Raw genomic sequence first — 16,911 nt, 5'->3', positions numbered from 1 at the left:
CTCACCGCCGGAACGCCACACCATACTCCTGACAGGCATCCAGCAGCCACATCCACAGATAGTCAGCAAAACTACGGCGCAGGATCAGCTCGAAAGCCTGTTCACCGGTTCGGCGCAGCTGGACTTGCGATTTCGCAAATGACGTGCCTACCACCTTATTGATGGGAAAGTGACGAATATGCACATCATAATGAGTCGACTTTTTCAGCACGTTTTCAGCATTAGAGCCGGATAATGACACCAGCGTCTGTCCGCCGCTGACATCTGTCACCGCAAAATGTCCGCTGAGATGTTCGCGCAACGCTGTTTCAATTGAGACAGCTTGCTCCGGCTCACCAATAATCAGCCACTCATCGGGAGACTGCCAGTACACCCGCAATGCTTCATTCTGCACTGAAGTCCCAGGGACAAGTGGCAATCCGATACCCAGCACGGCTTCTGCCCCTGAGACAAAATCAGCGTTGGCAGCATTGCCTCTCAGTACCAGGTGGCTCATCCCTTTCAGCTCTTCGATATTTACAGTCGGTTGCTGCGAAGGCTGGGTCAACTTCACCACTTCAACATGGTGCAAAGGGGACTCAGCCCGTGGCAGCCAAGCCGCTCCAGAGTGCACCTTCACTTTGCTTTTTACATCGTTGACAGCTGTAACATCAGACATTCTGGCGCTCTCCTTTAGGATCATAGAATACAGAACTGGTTATTTCGGCCTCGACCGTCGTGCCATCTGCCAACGGGAAGTACACCTTCTCGCCAATACGGGACAAACCACCTTTAATCACACCGAGAGCAATCGAGTGGCCAAGGCAGGCACTGTAGTAGCTGGAAGTGACATGCCCCACCATGGTCATCGGTATCGACTCATTAGGATCTCGCACCGCCTGTGCTCCCTCCGGCAGCACTTGTTTCGGATCGGTCGTCAGCAGACCGACAAACTGCTTACGGTCATCTCGCAGGTTATCGGGCCGGGCCCACGAACGCTTGCCGATATAGCTAAACGCTTTGTTCTTGCCGACAATCCAGTTCATATCCATGTCCTGAGGCGAGACCGAACCGTCCGTATCCTGCCCGGCGATAATAAAGCCCTTCTCGGCCCGCAGAATATGCATGGTTTCCGTGCCATACGGGGTTATATCGAATTCTTTACCGGCAGCCATTACCTGCTCCCAGACATACAGCCCGTAATTGGCCTGAACATTGATTTCAAACGATAGCTCGCCGGTAAAACTGATCCGAAACACCCGGGCATCGACACCGGCAACCTTGACGGACTGCCAGCTCATATACGGGAACCCCTCATTCGATACATCATGGCCATCAACCAGCTTTTCCAGTAATTTGCGGCTGTTCGGGCCGGATACGGTCATCGTCGACCAGTGATCGGTCACGCTGGCAAAATAGACCTCAAGCTCGGGCCACTCCGTCTGGTGCCAAAGTTCCAGCCATTCCAGCACCGCTGCCGCCCCTCCAGACGTAGTGGTCATAATGAAATGGTTATCATCGATGCAGGATGTCACGCCATCATCGAAGATCATGCCGTCTTCTTTACACATGATCCCGTATCGACAGCGTCCAGGAGCCAACTTGCTCCAGGGGTTGGTGTAGACACGGTTAAGAAACTCCCGGGCATCTTTGCCCTGGATATCTATCTTGCCGAGGGTAGAAGCATCAAGGATACCGACGCTTTGCCGCGTCGCCAGGCACTCGCGGTTAAGTGTTTGCTGCATGGTTTCCCCTTCTTTCGGGAAATACCACGGTCGCTTCCACTGCCCAACATCTTCAAAGGTAGCGCCGTGCTGAATATGCCACAGGTGCATTGCAGTAAACCGGGCAGGATCAAACAGGTGTCCGGCATCCTGCCCAGCCAGAGCCCCGAAAGTCACCGGGGTATACATAGGGCGGAAAATCGTCGTACCGGTTTGTTCAATCGTCTGGTTCAGCGATTTGGCGGCAATTGCCATTCCATTAATATTCGAGGTCTTGCCCTGATCGGTGCCAAAACCCATCGCTGTATAACGCTTGACGTGCTCTATCGACTCGAAACCTTCACGGGTGGCCAGCTCAATCCCTGCTGCCGTAACATCATTCTGAAAATCAACAAATTGCTTTGGCGCCCGACTGGTTGGCCGGGTATGCGGCACATGGTACAGCGCCATTGCCGGGGCTTCTTCGGGATCATTGGCTATCGGTGTCGAAAAATAACACTCAACCAACATCCCCCCCAGCGCCTCTCCGACCGTTAATCCGGCTCCCGCCCCTTCCGCCAACACCTCGGTCAGCTTATAGGTTCCGACGATACCTCCGGCATTGAGATGTTGCTGCAGAGTCGCACCCGGTACGAACCCGGCAATATCATCGCGCCAGACCGGCTTGCTACCTGAGTGGCAAGACAGGTGCACCACCGGGCTCCAGCCCCCGGAACTGGCAATCGTGTCACAATCAAGCAACATCACTTTGCCGGTCAGCTTACTGCCATCCTCACTGATTGGCGCAATCTCTGCCGCCTTCACCCGCTTTTTGCCTTGAACGTTTATCACGGCATGACCAGTGATCACCTTGATCCCCAGTTCACGGGCCCGTGTCGGTAGCTCGCTTTCCGCTTGCTGGCGTGTATCGATCACCGCCACCACCTCCCGGCCGGCACGATGCCAGTCAATCGCGGCATGATAGGCGTGATCGTTGGTAGTCATCAGCACCAACCTGTCACCAGGTACCACCGCATAACGCTGAATATAGGTAGACACAGCGGAGGCCAGCATACAACCCGGCACATCATTATTGGCAAACACTAACGGGCGCTCCAGCGAGCCCGTAGCAAGGATCACCTTTTGAGCCCGGATGCGATGCAGGCGCTGGCGGGCCCCCGGAAGACTCTCACCCAAATGATCAGTACGCCTCTCGACGGCACCAACAAAATTCTGATCGTAATAGCCGAAAGCCGTGGTGCGAGGCAACAAGGTAAAGTCCGGATCGGCATACAGCATCTCCAGTGTTTCCGCTAGCCATGCCGTCGCAGGTTGTCCATCCAGAGTCAGGGTTGTCGACAGCATCGACCCGCCAAACTCATTTTGCTCATCAACAAGTACCACCCGCAGGCCAGCGCCGCATAAAGTCCGCGCCGCAGCCAGGCCAGCCGCTCCTCCACCGACAATCAGTACTTCACAATGATGGTTCATTTTGTCGTAAGTATCGGGATCAGGGGTACCGGGCACCTTGCCCAAACCAGCCGCCTTGCGGATATACTTCTCATAGGTCGGCCACAGGCTCTGTGGCTGCATAAACGTTTTGTAATAAAACCCCGGCGGCATCATGGCTCCCCCCACTTTGCCCACCGCTTCCATCATGTCAAAGTCGACATTGGGCCAGCCGGCCACTGACGTTGCCTGCAGGTTCGGGTAAAGTTCTGCCTGGGTTGCCCGGATATTCGGAATTGTCGTGCTTTGATTGCTGCCGACCTGCAAAATGGCATTCGGCTCCTCTGCCCCAGCGCCAAGGATGCCTCGTGGACGCGAGTATTTGAAACTTCGGCCAACAACATCGATGCCGTTTGCCAGCAGAGCCGATGCGATGGTATCGCCCTGAAAGCCCTGATATTGCTGGCCATTAAATGTAAATTGCATGGCGGCTCGGCGGTCAATCCGCCCGCCTTTATCAAGTCGGTTTTTCTGGCTCATCCCTGGGCCTCCTCACTCTCAGCCGGTGCACTCTCGCCTATCTTGTACACATGCTCGATTTGATAGGTCACCGTATTGCGGGTGACATTAAAAAACTTGCGGCATCCCGCAGCGTGGAACCACATCTCTTGATGGCGGCCTTTAATGTTCTTGCGGTGAAACAGGTAATGGCCCCATTCTTCATCACTGAGTAACTCCGGATCGACAGGTCGCACAATATGGGCTTCTCCGCCATAGTGGAACTCTTCCTCTTCACGCGCCTCGCCACAGTAAGGGCAGTATATTTGCAACATCGTTTCTCCTCCCTGGATTAGTGCGCGACACCCGCAGCACCATGCTCATCAATCAGATGGCCGGTAACAAAGCGGTCGATATTGAATGGCTTGGCAAGTGGGTGCGGTTCATCATGGGCAACCGTATGGGCAAACACATGGCCCGATCCCGGGGTCGCCTTAAATCCACCAGTTCCCCAGCCACAGTTGAAATAAAGGCCGTCGATGTGGGTCTTGCTGATAATCGGACAGGCATCCGGACAAGTATCAACAATGCCCCCCCAATGACGATTCAGGCGAACCCGGCTGACAATCGGGAACATTTCGATAATCGCGGCAATTGTATGCTCGATAACCGGGAACGAACCACGCTGACCATACCCCAGGTAACTGTCGATCCCGGCACCGATCACTAAATCACCTTTATCTGACTGGCTCATATAACCATGGACATGGTTCGACATCACCACAGTATCAAGGCAAGGCTTCAGCGGTTCCGACACCATCGCCTGCAACGGGTGTGACTCGAGCGGCAGGGTCATATTCACAATTTTCGCCAGCTCCCCCGAGTTCCCGGCAGCGACACAGGCGACTTTACGGGCACCGATAAACCCTTTCTGGGTTTCCACCCCTTCCACTTTGCCGCCACTGACACGGATACCGGTAACTTCATTTTGCTGGATCAAATCAACCCCCAGTTGATCGGCGGCACGAGCGAAGCCCCAGGCCACCGCATCATGGCGGGCAGTACCGCCACGAGCCTGCCAACTGGCTCCCAGTACAGGGTAACGGGCATCCGGGGAGCAATTGAGAATCGGTACCATCTCCTGCACTTCGGCAGCGGTGAGCACTTCGCCGTCAATTCCGTTCAGTCGGTTAGCACTCACCCTGCGTTCTATATCCCGCATATCCTGCAGGGTATGCCCCAGATTCAACACCCCGCGCTGGCTGAACATCATGTTGTAATTGAGTTCCTGGGATAAGCCTTCCCAGAGCTTCATAGAGTGCTCATATAAATGGGCAGCTTCGTCCCACAGATAGTTGGAACGCACAATGGTCGTGTTACGGGCTGTATTACCGCCCCCCAAGTACCCTTTTTCAATCACGGCAACATTGGTGATCCCGTGTTCTTTTGCCAGATAATATGCGGTTGCCAAACCATGACCGCCACCGCCGATAATCACTACGTCATACTGTTTTTTCGGGGTGGGGTTGCGCCACACCCGCTGCCAGTTTTCATGGTAGCTCAGGGCATGTTTGAACAGCCCAAATCCAGAATAGTTGTTCATTTTTCACCTTCCTTAGTGCGGCACAGATAGCTCTTGCCTGCACCGAATAGGATTGACTCAGCACTCGATCACATTCACAGCCAAGCCGCCACGAGATGTTTCCTTGTACTTATCCATCATGTCTTTGCCGGTTTCGCGCATGGTGCGGATCACACTGTCAAGCGAGACAAAATGTTCACCGTCTCCCCGCATGGCAATAGACGCGGCGTTTATGGCTTTCACCGCCGCCATGGCATTTCGCTCGATGCAAGGAACCTGTACCAGTCCGCCAATCGGATCGCAGGTCAGCCCCAGGTTATGCTCCATGCCTATTTCCGCCGCGTTTTCCACCTGCTCAGGCGTCGCTCCAAGCACCTCGGCCAATCCCGCCGCCGCCATCGCACAAGCCGACCCCACCTCGCCCTGGCAGCCAACTTCTGCCCCGGATATCGACGCATTCATTTTTATCAGTGCCCCAATGGCAGATGCTGTCAGCAAGAAACGGATCACGCCTTCTTCATCAGCGCCATCGCAGAAATTCACGTAGTAGTGCAACACAGCAGGGATGATGCCTGCGGCCCCGTTGGTCGGTGCCGTAACAATCCTTCCACCACCGGCATTTTCTTCGTTGACAGCCAGGGCATAAAGGTTGACCCAGTCCATTGCTGCCAGATGATGATTGTTCACACGGCCTGATTCCTCGATAAGCTTGCGGTGCATGGCCGCCGCTCGACGCTTCACTTTAAGCCCGCCGGGTAAAATCCCCTCCTGGGTAAGGCCGCGCTGAACACACCCCTGCATCACCTGCCAAAAAGCCAGGATGCCCTGACGAACCTCGTGATCGGGACGGAGTACCTTTTCGTTTTCCAGCATCAGCTCGGAGATCCGCAACCCATTCTGTTTACACAGCAACAGCAGCTCATCAGCTGAAGCAAACGGATACGGCCACTCGTTCTGCTCATTGGCAGCAGGCTGCCCGATCTCCTCCTCATCTAATACGAACCCACCACCAATGCTGTAATAGGCTTTATCCAGCAAGACATCTCCACCTTCTGAAAAGGCTCTCAAACGCATGCCGTTGGGATGTTCCGGCAAGCTTTCAAGCGGGATATAGAGCAAGTCAGCGGTGTCAGAAAAATCAATTTTTTGTTCGCCAGCCAGGTTCAGCAGACCTTGGTGATAAATCGCCGCCACCCGCTCAGTCACACTATCCGGGTCGATAGTTTCAGGCTCATGGCCTTCCAATCCCATCAACACCGCAGGCCCGGTGCCATGCCCGACTCCGGTGGCTCCCAGTGAACCGTATAAATGGCAGCTGACCCGCCGGGTACACGCTAGCCCCCCTTCAGAGCGCAGCTGACTGGCAAAACGCCTGGCAGCACGCATCGGACCGACCGTGTGTGAACTGGAAGGGCCTATACCGATCTTCAGCATGTCAAACAAACTGATAGCCATCACAATATCCTCCATCAGGCCCCGCTAGCAGGGCCCGTTTTCCTTTCTGCTCAGCGATAAACCGGATATTCAGCGCAAAGTGAAGCAACCTGACTTCGAACTGTTGCGATCACGTCATCGTTGTGAAGAGCATCAAGAATGTCGCAAATCCACTCAGTCAGCAGCGCAACTTGCTCTTCTTTGAAGCCACGTGATGTCACCGCCGGGGTACCGATACGGAGCCCGCTGGTCACAAAGGGCGACTGCGGATCATTGGGCACGGCATTCTTGTTTACAGTGATATGGGCCCGGCCTAGCGCGGCATCGGCATCTTTGCCGGTAATGCCCTGACGAATAAGGCTGACCAGAAATAGATGATTGTCGGTGCCACCGGAAACGACGTCATAGCCGCGTTTAATGAAGCCGTCTGCCATAACCTGGGCGTTTTTCACCACTTGTGCCTGGTAGTCGGTAAATTCGGGCAACAATGCCTCGCGAAAAGCAACCGCCTTAGCGGCTATCACATGCATCAATGGCCCTCCCTGTCCGCCAGGGAAAACAGCAGAGTTCAGTTTTTTCTCCAAGTCTTCATTGCGGCGAGCCAGGATAAGACCGCCACGCGGGCCGCGCAGGGTTTTGTGTGTAGTCGTGGTAACCACATCAGCAACGGGAATAGGGTTTGGATAATGCCCGGTTGCTACCAGCCCGGCAACATGGGCCATATCGACGAACAGATAGGCACCGACTTCATCGGCAATATCACGAAAACGCTGCCAGTCAATGATCCGAGAGTAAGCCGAAAAGCCCGCCACAATCATTTTGGGTTGGTGTTCACGGGCCAGCGCCGCAACTTCATCGAAATCAATCTCGCCAGTCGCTTCATTCAAGCCGTATTGCACAGAATGATAAATTTTTCCTGAGAAGCTAACCTTGGCTCCATGAGTCAGGTGGCCGCCATGGGCCAGGCTCATTCCCAGAACGGTATCGCCCGGATTCAACAACGCCATATACACGGCAGCATTGGCTTGGGATCCAGAATGCGGCTGGACATTAACATAGTCTGCACCAAACAAAGTTTTGGCACGTTCGATAGCCAGTTCTTCGACCTCATCAACATGCTCGCAACCACCGTAATACCGTTTTGCCGGGTACCCCTCGGCATACTTGTTTGTCAGCTGGCTTCCCTGAGCTTCCATCACTCGCTTACTGGTGTAGTTTTCAGAAGCAATAAGTTCAATATGGTCTTGCTGGCGCACATCTTCCGCCTGCATCGCCTGCCACAATTCGTTGTCAAATCCTTGAATACGATCATTGTTGTAAAACATGCCTTGCACTCCGTCAGGTGAAACATACTTACAGGCGAAACCTGTAAAGAAATTGTTAAATCACGATTGATATTACAAGGCAGACACGATGAACGAGTGACCATTTACGGCGATAAATGCTAATTTTGCGACAGCTTAAAATAGTAATACTGCTTAATACCATCGTTCAAAATCACATCAAACCCCATTAATATCAGGCATCAATTAGCTTTAAGCCTCTTAAACATAACTGTTTCGCCATTATTTGAAATGATGTAAATTCATCATTTAATTTATCCTTAACCACCAACAAAGCACCAACAAACCCTTAACAAGAAGAGCTATTCAATGAGCCAGAAGAGACAATTTACCGGCGCACTACGGGATACCAACAGCTCTTTTCTTCCCCCTCAACGCCCGGACACCGCACCACTCCATGTTGTTTTTGTGCTGCTGGAGCATTTCTCATTAGTGTCGTTCACCAGTGCCGCCGATACCCTGGTAACTTCTAACCTGGTAACGACCTCACAGAGGTTTACGTTTTCCACCGTCGGGATCGATAGCACGCAAATTACCAGTGACTTGGGGATCAAAATCTCGGCGGATCAAACGTTGGATGAACTTTCTTATGAAACAAGAATTGATTTACTGGTCGTCTGCGGCGGGTTCCGAAGCCAACTTGAAGAGATACCGAAACTGTCCCGTAAACTGCGCCAGATTGCAGCTCGAAAAGCGAGGTTTGGGGGAATATGGAATGGTGCGCTTGCTCTGGCCCACGCCGGCGTACTCAAAGAAGTCAGATATGCCCTGCATCCTGACAACCATGCCTACGCCAGAGAACACTTTCCTGCCAGCAAGATCACCGAGTTAGCTTATGTCATTGAAGATAAGATCATTTCTGCAGCAGGTCCGAGTAGCTCCCTGGAAATGATGCTAGTACTGATAGAGCAGCTGCAAGGGATAGAGATTGTTAATGCCGTCAAAGAAATCCTGTCCTGTGATCGTGCTACCCAGCCCACCGAACTGCCAAAATTTCGGGAAGTGTTTGCACCGTCAACACCGCAAATGCTACAGGACGCCGTACAATTAATGACTGGCAATATGGAAGAGCCTCTTTCCATCGATGAACTGGCCAGTTGGATAGGCTCTTCGCGACGTAAGCTGGAACGCTTGTTCCGTATCCACTTGCAAACGTCTCCTTCCCGGTATTATCTGGAGTTACGCCTAACCCATGCCAGACAGTTGCTTCTGCAATCAAATGACTCTGTAGCCACCATCGCAGCAGCATCCGGATTTGTCACCACAACTTATTTCAGTCGCTGCTTCAAAGAGTTTTTCTCCGTATCGCCTCTGGCATTACGGAAAATAAAACGGGGGGATGAATAAGTGCCGGGCAATGCATCCCGTCAACCAAAGTGATTTGACATGCGCCAGATACGAAAAAACCCGTTGATACTCAACGGGTTTTCTCTGAATTTGATGGCGGTGAGGGAGGGATTCGAACCCTCGATACGTTGCCGTATACACACTTTCCAGGCGTGCTCCTTCAGCCACTCGGACACCTCACCATCTTGTTGTTGAGCGATAGGAACAAGCTGCTATTTTCTCAACGGAGGGCTACTATAGTGCTCTCGCGGTGGAAGGTCAATAAAAATCAATATTTACGCTGTCAGGTGTCTATTTTTACGACGGTATTGGCCATCACGACGATAAAAAGAGTACTTAAGCTGTGCTGAGCACCGCAGGCTGCTACAATAGCCAGCATTGCAACCATTCTATCTATTACTGTTAACACTTTATGCCAGACAATGTCGGCGTAGAGGGAAAACATACAACCGAACTGAGATTGTATTATGTCTTCACCGCTAAGTGAGTTACTGAAAAACCCACAGCTGGCCGAGCAACTTCTGTCCGAAGCCCAGACCCGAGGTTTTGTTACAGCGATGGCAGCAGCACCACACCTGATTGATCCGGCCGAGTGGCTGGCTTTTCTGTGGGGAGGCGATGAAACCTCACCGTTTGAAAGCCACGAAGAGCTTGAAGCCTACGCCAATGAAATCGTCAATATGTGGAACCAAAGCCGCGAGGACTTGCTGACAGGCCAATGGCAATGGCCGGAAGGCTGTGCGCTGGATGACAAGGAGCTGGTCACCGAAGCAACCCGTGAGCTGGCAGAAGGTATGTTACAAGGCTGGCAGCTTTCCCGTGACGACTGGGATACCATCATGCCGGAAGGCAGTGAGGACAATGCACTGCTCGGTGGTGTATTGCTATGCTTCAGCCTGCTTTATGATCCTGAAAATGCGATGGAAGCTCTGTCTCAGGAAGGTGCTGACGGCCTTGCCCAGTTCGAAGAAATCTTCACATCGGTTCCGACCATGCTTTGCGGCCTGACAATAAAAGCGCAGGCACTGGTGCAAGAGCAATAACAATGATTGGCTACGAAATGCTATTAATATCTCATTTCGTAGCCTGCTACCCAGGCTTCCCTCCAAGACCTGTCAGACGCTAGCCAACTTACGGCGCTGAAAAACGTAGATCAATCCAAAAGCCGGCAAGTTCATCAACAATCCATACAATAACGGCGTCAGAGCCAACTCCGGGCGTTGCAACTGTACCACCGCAACGAAGATAGCCGTCCCGGCATTCTGAACCCCGACTTCAATGGCCAGTGTCTTTGCCAGTACCTTGTCACCACGCAGCATTTTAGCCACAAAGGCACCTAGCAGCATGCCCGTAACACACAGACTAATAGCAGCTACTGATGCGACCGAGAAAAGCTGGTGAAAAACGCCAGTATTGGCAGCAACCGTCACCATGACTGTCAAAAACAGCGCCCCCAGCGCCGAGCGGCCAGCAAAATGGGAAAAACCTTCAAACCAGCGCCCCTTCGCCCAATGCCGGGTCGCCATGCCCAGCAACACTGGTACCAGGGTGACAGCCGTAAGTTGTAAAATCGCCGTTTTTACTGGGAAGATCAGCTGGGCATCCGGTACAAGCAAGACCAGCATCAGCGGCAGACTGAACGGAATGATCAGACTGCTAACCGCCGTCATACTGATAGAAAGCGCCGAGTCGCCACCGCTCATGTGGGTGATTGCGTTCGACGAGGCCCCACCCGGTGCCAGTGCCAATAACCATAGGCCTATCGCCACCGGCTCTGGCAACGCAAACAAGGTAATAATGACGTATGCCAGCAACGGTAACCCTAGCAACTGGGTCACCAGCCCCATTAGTACCCGGCCCGGATATTGCCCGACCCGCTTAAAGTCAGCGATAGACAGCGTCAGCCCGACACAGTACATCATCCATGCGAGGGCAATTGGCAATGCCACGGTTAACATTGTCTGGCTCATTGTTGTTTATCCTTGTGATACCAGTATTAATAACTGTCGAACTATAGCCGATAAAAATGGCGACCATAAGGTCGCCATTCTCATCTTAATTATTCTGCAATAATATTACGCGTTGCCCTTCACTTTCAATTGCAGCTCTGCCGCAAAATCCAGCATACGGTTCAACGGGATAAGTGATTTTTCACGCAGTGACTCATCAACAAAAATTTCATGTTGCTCGCCGCCTTCACGCAAACCTTGCTCGATAGCCTGAAGACCGTTCATTGCCATCCACGGACAGTGGGCACAGCTACGGCAGGTTGCCCCGGCACCGGCAGTCGGCGCTTCAATCAGTTCCTTGTCAGGCACCATCTGCTGCATCTTAAAGAAGATACCCGTATCAGTCGCCACAATCAGCTGCTTGTTCGGCAAGGTTTTCGCCGCCTTGATCAGCTGGCTCGTCGAGCCGACCGCATCAGCCAGCGCAACTACAGATGCCGGTGACTCAGGGTGAACCAAGATAGCCGCATCTGGATACAGGTTCTTCATGTCACGCAGCGCCTTGGACGAGAACTCGTCATGCACCACACACTCGCCCTGCCACAAGAGCATTTCAGCGCCTGTTTGCTTCTGGATGTAAGAGCCAAGGTGGCGGTCCGGCCCCCAGATAATGTCTTTGCCCTCGCTATCGAGGTGCTCGACAATCTCCAGCGCAATACTTGATGTGACTACCCAGTCAGCACGTGCTTTCACTGCTGCAGAGGTATTGGCATAGACAACTACAGTATGGTCAGGGTGGGCATCACAAAATTCGGTAAACTTATCTGCCGGACAACCAAGATCCAAAGAACACTCAGCTTCAAGCGTCGGCATCAGTACGCGCTTTTCAGGCGTCAGAATCTTCGCTGACTCCCCCATAAAACGAACACCACAAATCACCAGGGTTTTCGCCGGATGCTGGTTACCGAATTTGGCCATTTCCAAAGAGTCACCGACAAATCCACCGGTCTCTTCGGCCAGTGCCTGGATTTCAGGGTCAGTATAATAATGGGCAACCAAAACCGCGTCTTTTTCCTTCAACAGGGCTTTGATTTTCTCTTTGTATGCCAGCTGCTCATCAACAGTCAGCGGCGTTGGCTTCGGTGGAAACGGATACACCATTTCTGAGGGATCAAATGTCAGGCTCATTTCTCGATTGCTCTATCAGCTCGTCCTTACTAATCCGAGCATTATACACCGCAAACATCGAAATAATCACCTTTCTGGCAATCACACTGTTACTGTTTCGTTACAGATATAAAAAAGGCCAGTAAAAACTGGCCTTTATCAATGGCTGCACCATGGCTACTTAGCAAGCGCCTTGAGGTTTTTCTCAGCCTGGCGGGAGCTGGTCGAGCCCGGGTAAAGCTCAATTACCTGCTGGTAATACTTCTTGGCTTCATCCGGCTTTTTGCTCCTCTCGGCGATAACGCCAAGCTTCAGCATGGCATCAGCCCGCTTGTTAGAGTCACTGAAACTAGCCACAGCCGTAAACTGCTCACCGGCCTCTTTCAGCTGACTTTGAGTAAAGTACAGCTGACCTAGCCAGTAGTGGGCATTGGGCTTGTATACAGATTCAGGATAAGCCGACAAGAACGCCTGAAATGCCTTGACCGCACCAGGATAATCTTTTTCCTTGAGGATCAGGTTAACGGCGCTTTCATAGGCTTCGTTTTCACTCACGTTACTGGTGTACGTCTCAGTAGAAGCCGGAGTGGAATCTGACGTTTCGTCGACTTCTTTCTGAGGCTGGCGGCTAAGTGCATCAACCTCACGGTACAATTCTCGCTGTCGCTCCAGCATCTGACTCAGGTCATAGCTATTGCGCTCGACAAGACCGCGCAGTTCATCCATTTCAGATGCAAGCTGATCCAGCTGACGCTGCATATCAATCTGCACCTGGTTTCGCGCCTCAATCATACGCTCCAAACGCGCAAGGCTATTATCTCCGCCCTGTGCACTGTTTCCGTTAAGTTCGGTAACAGGAGCAGGTGCGGCGACCACCTGGGTCGCCGCACCAACCAGCAACGTCAACGCGAGGGTCCGCATTTTGTTACTGTTCATCGTGTTTACCTATAAATTAGTAAACTAGAACCGAACGACGGTTCTTAGCATAGTCAGCTTCAGAGTGGCCTAGTACCAAAGGCTTTTCCTCACCGTAGCTGACAATTGATATTTGGCTTGCAGAAACACCTAGAGCCTGAAGGTATTTAGCAACGGCTGCCGCACGACGCTCGCCCAGTGCAATGTTGTACTCTGGCGTGCCGCGCTCATCAGCGTGACCTTCAACAATCACTTTAACTGCTGTGTTGTCACGCAGGTAGTCAGCGTGAGCCGTTAGCATTTCCTGGTAGTCAGACTGAATTTCAGCATTGTCAAACTTGAAGTATACAGTTTGCTCCTGACGTAGCTGCTGGCTGCGTAGCTCCTGCTCAGACAGAGCTGCAGAACCTGATTCTACTGGTGTTGCAACTGTAGTTTGCTCAGTAGCAGTAGTACCTGTACCAGTAGTTGACTCAGACGCAGCTGAGCTATCAGTGCTTTCTGTTGAACTACACGCAGCAAGAGTGATCATTGGCAGCGCAATTGCCAGCCCCTTTAGAACTTTGTTCAGTTGCATTATTTTTTTCCTTTTATATCGCTAATTACGGTGAACGTTAGAGGAACGGCCCCCAGGATGGAGCCCGAACCCGCCCGTTCGTCGCAGGTAATCGTGCCTTAAAGCGCCCGTCAATCGACACTAACGACAGCTCGTTGGATTTATCATTAACTGAGCTGTATATCACCATGCCGCCATTCGGTGCAATACTTGGCGACTCATCCAAAAATGTCTTCGTTAAAATTTGAAGCGCACCTGTTTTCAGATCTTGTTTGGCAATGTTATACCCAGAGTCTGATCTGTGTACCATTACCAGGAACCGTCCATCAGGCGTCAATTGACCACCCAGATTCTGACTTCCTTGCCAAGTTAGGCGTTCGGTCGAACCATCTGCTAAATTTACTCGATATATCTGGGGTTTACCACCTCTGTCTGAGGTAAAGATCATAGACTGACCATTTGGATCCCAAAATGCCTCGGTATTATTGGCCCGACCACGGGTAACTTGGGTCATTTTTTTCGTTTCCAGATCCAAAATGTAGATCTGCAAGCTGCCACTCTTAGACAGCACCATGGCAAGTTTTTTGCCATCTGGCGAGAAACGCGGTGAACCATTGTGACGTGGGAAAGACGCAACCATCTCGCGGCTACCCTTGTAAATGTCCATCACGAAAATCTGCGCCTGCTTGTTTTCAAAGCTGACATAGGCCAGCTTGCTGCCATCCGGCGACCATGACGGTGACATCAGCGGCTGCTGTGATTTCAGTACCAAAAGCTCATTAAATCCGTCATAGTCAGCAATACGCAACTGATACGGATACTTGGCCTTATCGTCAATCACCACGTAGGCAATGCGAGTCAAGAATGCACCCTTCTCACCTGTCAGCTTTTCATAAACAATGTCAGAAATTCGGTGAGCATACTGACGCAGGCGGCTCTTTTTCACAACAGCACGACCAGAATAAAGTACATGATCTTTGGTCAATACCAGCTCGCCATTTTCCAGACCTCGGCTTTCGCCACTGGTCAACTGGCCTCGCACCACGTCTACCAGCTGGTAGTTAATCACATAATTGCCATCGGCATTCAGGCTAACTTTACCTGTTACCAGCGCATCAACCCCTAGCGATGTCCAGGCATTATAATCGACCTGATCTTCGCTATATGGCGTCTGTGGCATTTTACTGGTCGCGACCGGGCTGAATTTACCGCTGCGACGCAAATCCGATGCAATCACCGCGGAAATATCCGACGGCATTTTGCCTTCGCCTTCCCATTGGAACGGCACCACACCTATCGGACGGGCAGAATCAATACCTTCAGTGATCACCAATTCCAATTCTGCTTGTGCGATTTGGCTAAAACTCAGAAGAGCAATACACAAGCCCATTATCCAACGTTTCATAACAACTCCTTCATCATTGTGGGCTTACTGTTAATCTAATACTACGAAGCTTCTCGATTACCGTCGGATCTTCCGGCATCGGGAACTGGCTCACTTTTACCACAGCAGCTTTAGCTGCGCGGCATAGCGCTGCATCACCACCATCATTCGATGCATCCAGTACCAGACCATTAGTAGATAGGCGCATGCGAATAACACACTCTTTGCCAATGAAAGTCTGATCGACCAGCAAGTTCTGCTGGATCATCTGAGTATAGATGGCACCGTAACGCTGGGTTTCATCGGCAACAAACTGGCCGCGGGCACCGCCGCGCTGCTCCGTTTCGGCTTCCAACCCAGCGAACATATCGTTGAGGGCCGCTTCTTGCTGTCGCTGCTTCTCGCGGGCTTCCGCCGCTTTACGCTCGGCTTCCTTACGGGCTGCTTCTGCCTTGCGAGCTTCAGCTTCGGCTTTCTTCCTCGCTGCGATCTTCGCTTTTCGCTCTGCTTCAGCCTTGCGGGCTTCCTCTTCCGCTTTTTTCTTCGCGGCAATTTTCGCCTGACGTTCTTCTTCTGCCTTACGAGCAGCGGCTTCCGCCTGACGTTTTTGCTCTTCCGCTTTGCGCTTGGCTTCCTCGGCCTTGCGCTGCTGGGCTAACTGTTTCTTACGCTCTGCTTCCGCCTGGGCTGCTTTCTCCCGAGAGATGCGGGCCGCTTCGTCAGCTTTGCGCTTCTCTTCTTCCGCCTTGCGTTTTGCCGCAGCCACTTTCTTCTGCTCGGCAGCCACTCGTTTGCGTTCAGCTTCTGCAGCACGGGCATCTTTTTCGGCCTTGAGCTTATCGGCTTTCAGCTGGCGCAACTTGTTCTCTTCAGCCTGGCGTTGCTGTTCAAGCGCTGCAGCCTGTTGTTCAAGTCGCTTCAGGCGATCCTGCTCGGCTTTTTTCGCCGCGTCACGTTGTTGGCGGATCTGCTTGGCCTGCTGATTAACCAACGCCGGGTCGACAACAACCGCTTTGATCGTATTACCCGACGTCTTTGGCTTGTCCATGGTGAAATCCGTTCCCCATAACAAAGCTGCTAACAATAAACCATGAAGAAGTAACGATATAATGACGGCAGCGCTGTAATTATTGTTTTTCATCCGCAAGCCTGCCTACTTCTCTAAAGGTTCGGTCATCAAACCTACAGAACCTACTCCGGCCTGATTCAGTGCATCAAGCGTCTCGATAATGTAAGAGTAAGGAGCACGGCTGTCACCGCCGACCAGGACGGTCGATTTTGGATTCAGCTGAAGCTCGGCCCTGACCCGGGTAAGCAGATCATTCAGTCTGAGGCCGCGAAGCATGTCGCCGTTATCGACGCTCAGACCCAGATTACCGTCCTGGTCGACTTCAACAATGATCGGTGCATTGCTGTTTTCATCACCGACCAGCTCAGCTGCGGTCTTCGCCGTCTGAGTAGACGGCAACTCGACATCGACCCCCTGAGTCACAAACGGGGCCGTTACCATGAAGATGATCAACAGTACCAGCATCACATCGATATAAGGTACGACGTTGATCTCCGCCGTCATTTTGCGCTTTTTCGGTTGATAAGCCATTGCTT

General features: G+C 52.2%; 15 protein-coding genes and 1 tRNA gene. 2 read left to right on the top strand and 14 right to left on the bottom strand.

Going from position 1 to position 16,911, the window contains the following annotated elements; all coding sequences use genetic code 11:
* Position 1 precedes the first annotated feature (1 nt).
* The 6 genes from BIT28_RS30130 to glyA are packed head-to-tail and all read right to left on the bottom strand — an operon-like array spanning position 2 to position 7,970.
* Positions 2 to 658 carry a sarcosine oxidase subunit gamma gene (locus BIT28_RS30130; RefSeq protein WP_175577627.1) on the bottom strand — a complete coding sequence of 219 codons (657 nt, stop codon included), beginning with the start codon at positions 656 to 658 and terminating at the stop codon, positions 2 to 4.
* Positions 651 to 3,671: a sarcosine oxidase subunit alpha gene (locus tag BIT28_RS28680; RefSeq protein WP_075768392.1), complete on the bottom strand. Its 3,021-nt coding sequence runs from the start codon at positions 3,669 to 3,671 to the stop codon at positions 651 to 653. Before BIT28_RS28680 ends, BIT28_RS30130 begins: the two co-directional genes overlap by 8 nt.
* Positions 3,668 to 3,964 carry a sarcosine oxidase subunit delta gene (locus BIT28_RS28675; RefSeq protein ID WP_075768391.1) on the bottom strand — a complete coding sequence of 99 codons (297 nt, stop codon included), beginning with the start codon at positions 3,962 to 3,964 and terminating at the stop codon, positions 3,668 to 3,670. Before BIT28_RS28675 ends, BIT28_RS28680 begins: the two co-directional genes overlap by 4 nt.
* Before the next feature lie 17 nt (positions 3,965 to 3,981).
* Positions 3,982 to 5,232 (bottom strand): sarcosine oxidase subunit beta family protein, encoded by a 1,251-nt coding sequence (locus BIT28_RS28670; protein WP_075768390.1) that lies wholly within the window; start codon positions 5,230 to 5,232, stop codon positions 3,982 to 3,984.
* Between the two features lie 57 nt (positions 5,233 to 5,289).
* Positions 5,290 to 6,666: an L-serine ammonia-lyase gene (locus BIT28_RS28665; RefSeq protein ID WP_075768441.1), complete on the bottom strand. Its 1,377-nt coding sequence runs from the start codon at positions 6,664 to 6,666 to the stop codon at positions 5,290 to 5,292.
* Positions 6,667 to 6,716: 50 nt separating this feature from the next.
* Positions 6,717 to 7,970, bottom strand: coding sequence for a serine hydroxymethyltransferase (gene glyA / locus BIT28_RS28660; protein WP_075768389.1), 1,254 nt, complete (start codon positions 7,968 to 7,970; stop codon positions 6,717 to 6,719).
* Between the two features lie 327 nt (positions 7,971 to 8,297).
* Between glyA and BIT28_RS28655 the strand changes: the two genes are divergently transcribed.
* Positions 8,298 to 9,335 carry a GlxA family transcriptional regulator gene (locus BIT28_RS28655; protein WP_075768388.1) on the top strand — a complete coding sequence of 346 codons (1,038 nt, stop codon included), beginning with the start codon at positions 8,298 to 8,300 and terminating at the stop codon, positions 9,333 to 9,335.
* A gap of 94 nt (positions 9,336 to 9,429) precedes the next feature.
* Here the strand turns inward: BIT28_RS28655 and BIT28_RS28650 are convergent.
* Positions 9,430 to 9,517 (bottom strand) — tRNA-Ser (locus tag BIT28_RS28650).
* Between the two features lie 285 nt (positions 9,518 to 9,802).
* Here BIT28_RS28650 and BIT28_RS28645 point away from each other — a divergent pair.
* Positions 9,803 to 10,378 carry a UPF0149 family protein gene (locus tag BIT28_RS28645; RefSeq protein ID WP_075768387.1) on the top strand — a complete coding sequence of 192 codons (576 nt, stop codon included), beginning with the start codon at positions 9,803 to 9,805 and terminating at the stop codon, positions 10,376 to 10,378.
* Between the two features lie 72 nt (positions 10,379 to 10,450).
* On the opposite strand, the gene BIT28_RS28640 is transcribed toward BIT28_RS28645, so the two are convergent.
* From BIT28_RS28640 to tolR, 7 genes are all read right to left on the bottom strand, one after another.
* Positions 10,451 to 11,305, bottom strand: coding sequence for a bile acid:sodium symporter family protein (locus BIT28_RS28640; RefSeq protein ID WP_075768386.1), 855 nt, complete (start codon positions 11,303 to 11,305; stop codon positions 10,451 to 10,453).
* Between the two features lie 105 nt (positions 11,306 to 11,410).
* Complete coding sequence (nadA, locus tag BIT28_RS28635) at positions 11,411 to 12,472, bottom strand: quinolinate synthase NadA (protein WP_075768385.1); 1,062 nt, start codon at positions 12,470 to 12,472, stop codon at positions 11,411 to 11,413.
* Between the two features lie 156 nt (positions 12,473 to 12,628).
* Positions 12,629 to 13,387 (bottom strand): tol-pal system protein YbgF, encoded by a 759-nt coding sequence (ybgF, locus tag BIT28_RS28630; RefSeq protein WP_075768384.1) that lies wholly within the window; start codon positions 13,385 to 13,387, stop codon positions 12,629 to 12,631.
* 16 nt (positions 13,388 to 13,403) lie between these two features.
* On the bottom strand, positions 13,404 to 13,943 hold the full coding sequence (gene pal, locus BIT28_RS28625) for a peptidoglycan-associated lipoprotein Pal (protein ID WP_075768383.1): 540 nt from the start codon (positions 13,941 to 13,943) through the stop codon (positions 13,404 to 13,406).
* 37 nt (positions 13,944 to 13,980) lie between these two features.
* A complete protein-coding gene (gene tolB, locus BIT28_RS28620) occupies positions 13,981 to 15,327 on the bottom strand; it encodes a Tol-Pal system beta propeller repeat protein TolB (protein WP_075768382.1) in 1,347 nt (448 codons plus the stop codon).
* Between the two features lie 13 nt (positions 15,328 to 15,340).
* Positions 15,341 to 16,447, bottom strand: coding sequence for a cell envelope integrity protein TolA (gene tolA, locus BIT28_RS28615; protein ID WP_075768381.1), 1,107 nt, complete (start codon positions 16,445 to 16,447; stop codon positions 15,341 to 15,343).
* Between the two features lie 12 nt (positions 16,448 to 16,459).
* Entirely contained in the window at positions 16,460 to 16,906 is a 447-nt protein-coding gene (tolR, locus tag BIT28_RS28610) for a protein TolR (RefSeq protein WP_075768380.1), read from the bottom strand.
* Positions 16,907 to 16,911: the final 5 nt, after the last annotated feature.

Source organism: Photobacterium proteolyticum (assembly GCF_001939735.1).
Lineage (GTDB): Bacteria > Pseudomonadota > Gammaproteobacteria > Enterobacterales > Vibrionaceae > Photobacterium > Photobacterium proteolyticum.
The sequence above is the reverse complement of the archived record's forward strand: the minus strand, read 5'-3'. Positions and strand labels throughout refer to the sequence as shown.

What these genes read in the sequence shown, in the direction of transcription:
- BIT28_RS28675 (WP_075768391.1), bottom strand. Translation starts at nt 3,964, where the DNA reads ATGTTGCAAATATACTGCCCTTACTGTGGCGAGGCGCGTGAAGAGGAA.
- nadA (WP_075768385.1), bottom strand. Translation starts at nt 12,472, where the DNA reads ATGAGCCTGACATTTGATCCCTCAGAAATGGTGTATCCGTTTCCACCG.
- BIT28_RS28665 (WP_075768441.1), bottom strand. Translation starts at nt 6,666, where the DNA reads ATGGCTATCAGTTTGTTTGACATGCTGAAGATCGGTATAGGCCCTTCC.
- tolB (WP_075768382.1), bottom strand. Translation starts at nt 15,327, where the DNA reads ATGAAACGTTGGATAATGGGCTTGTGTATTGCTCTTCTGAGTTTTAGC.
- ybgF (WP_075768384.1), bottom strand. Translation starts at nt 13,387, where the DNA reads ATGAACAGTAACAAAATGCGGACCCTCGCGTTGACGTTGCTGGTTGGT.
- glyA (WP_075768389.1), bottom strand. Translation starts at nt 7,970, where the DNA reads ATGTTTTACAACAATGATCGTATTCAAGGATTTGACAACGAATTGTGG.
- tolR (WP_075768380.1), bottom strand. Translation starts at nt 16,906, where the DNA reads ATGGCTTATCAACCGAAAAAGCGCAAAATGACGGCGGAGATCAACGTC.
- BIT28_RS28670 (WP_075768390.1), bottom strand. Translation starts at nt 5,232, where the DNA reads ATGAACAACTATTCTGGATTTGGGCTGTTCAAACATGCCCTGAGCTAC.
- BIT28_RS28680 (WP_075768392.1), bottom strand. Translation starts at nt 3,671, where the DNA reads ATGAGCCAGAAAAACCGACTTGATAAAGGCGGGCGGATTGACCGCCGA.
- tolA (WP_075768381.1), bottom strand. Translation starts at nt 16,447, where the DNA reads ATGAAAAACAATAATTACAGCGCTGCCGTCATTATATCGTTACTTCTT.
- pal (WP_075768383.1), bottom strand. Translation starts at nt 13,943, where the DNA reads ATGCAACTGAACAAAGTTCTAAAGGGGCTGGCAATTGCGCTGCCAATG.
- BIT28_RS28640 (WP_075768386.1), bottom strand. Translation starts at nt 11,305, where the DNA reads ATGAGCCAGACAATGTTAACCGTGGCATTGCCAATTGCCCTCGCATGG.
- BIT28_RS28655 (WP_075768388.1), top strand. Translation starts at nt 8,298, where the DNA reads ATGAGCCAGAAGAGACAATTTACCGGCGCACTACGGGATACCAACAGC.
- BIT28_RS28645 (WP_075768387.1), top strand. Translation starts at nt 9,803, where the DNA reads ATGTCTTCACCGCTAAGTGAGTTACTGAAAAACCCACAGCTGGCCGAG.
- BIT28_RS30130 (WP_175577627.1), bottom strand. Translation starts at nt 658, where the DNA reads ATGTCTGATGTTACAGCTGTCAACGATGTAAAAAGCAAAGTGAAGGTG.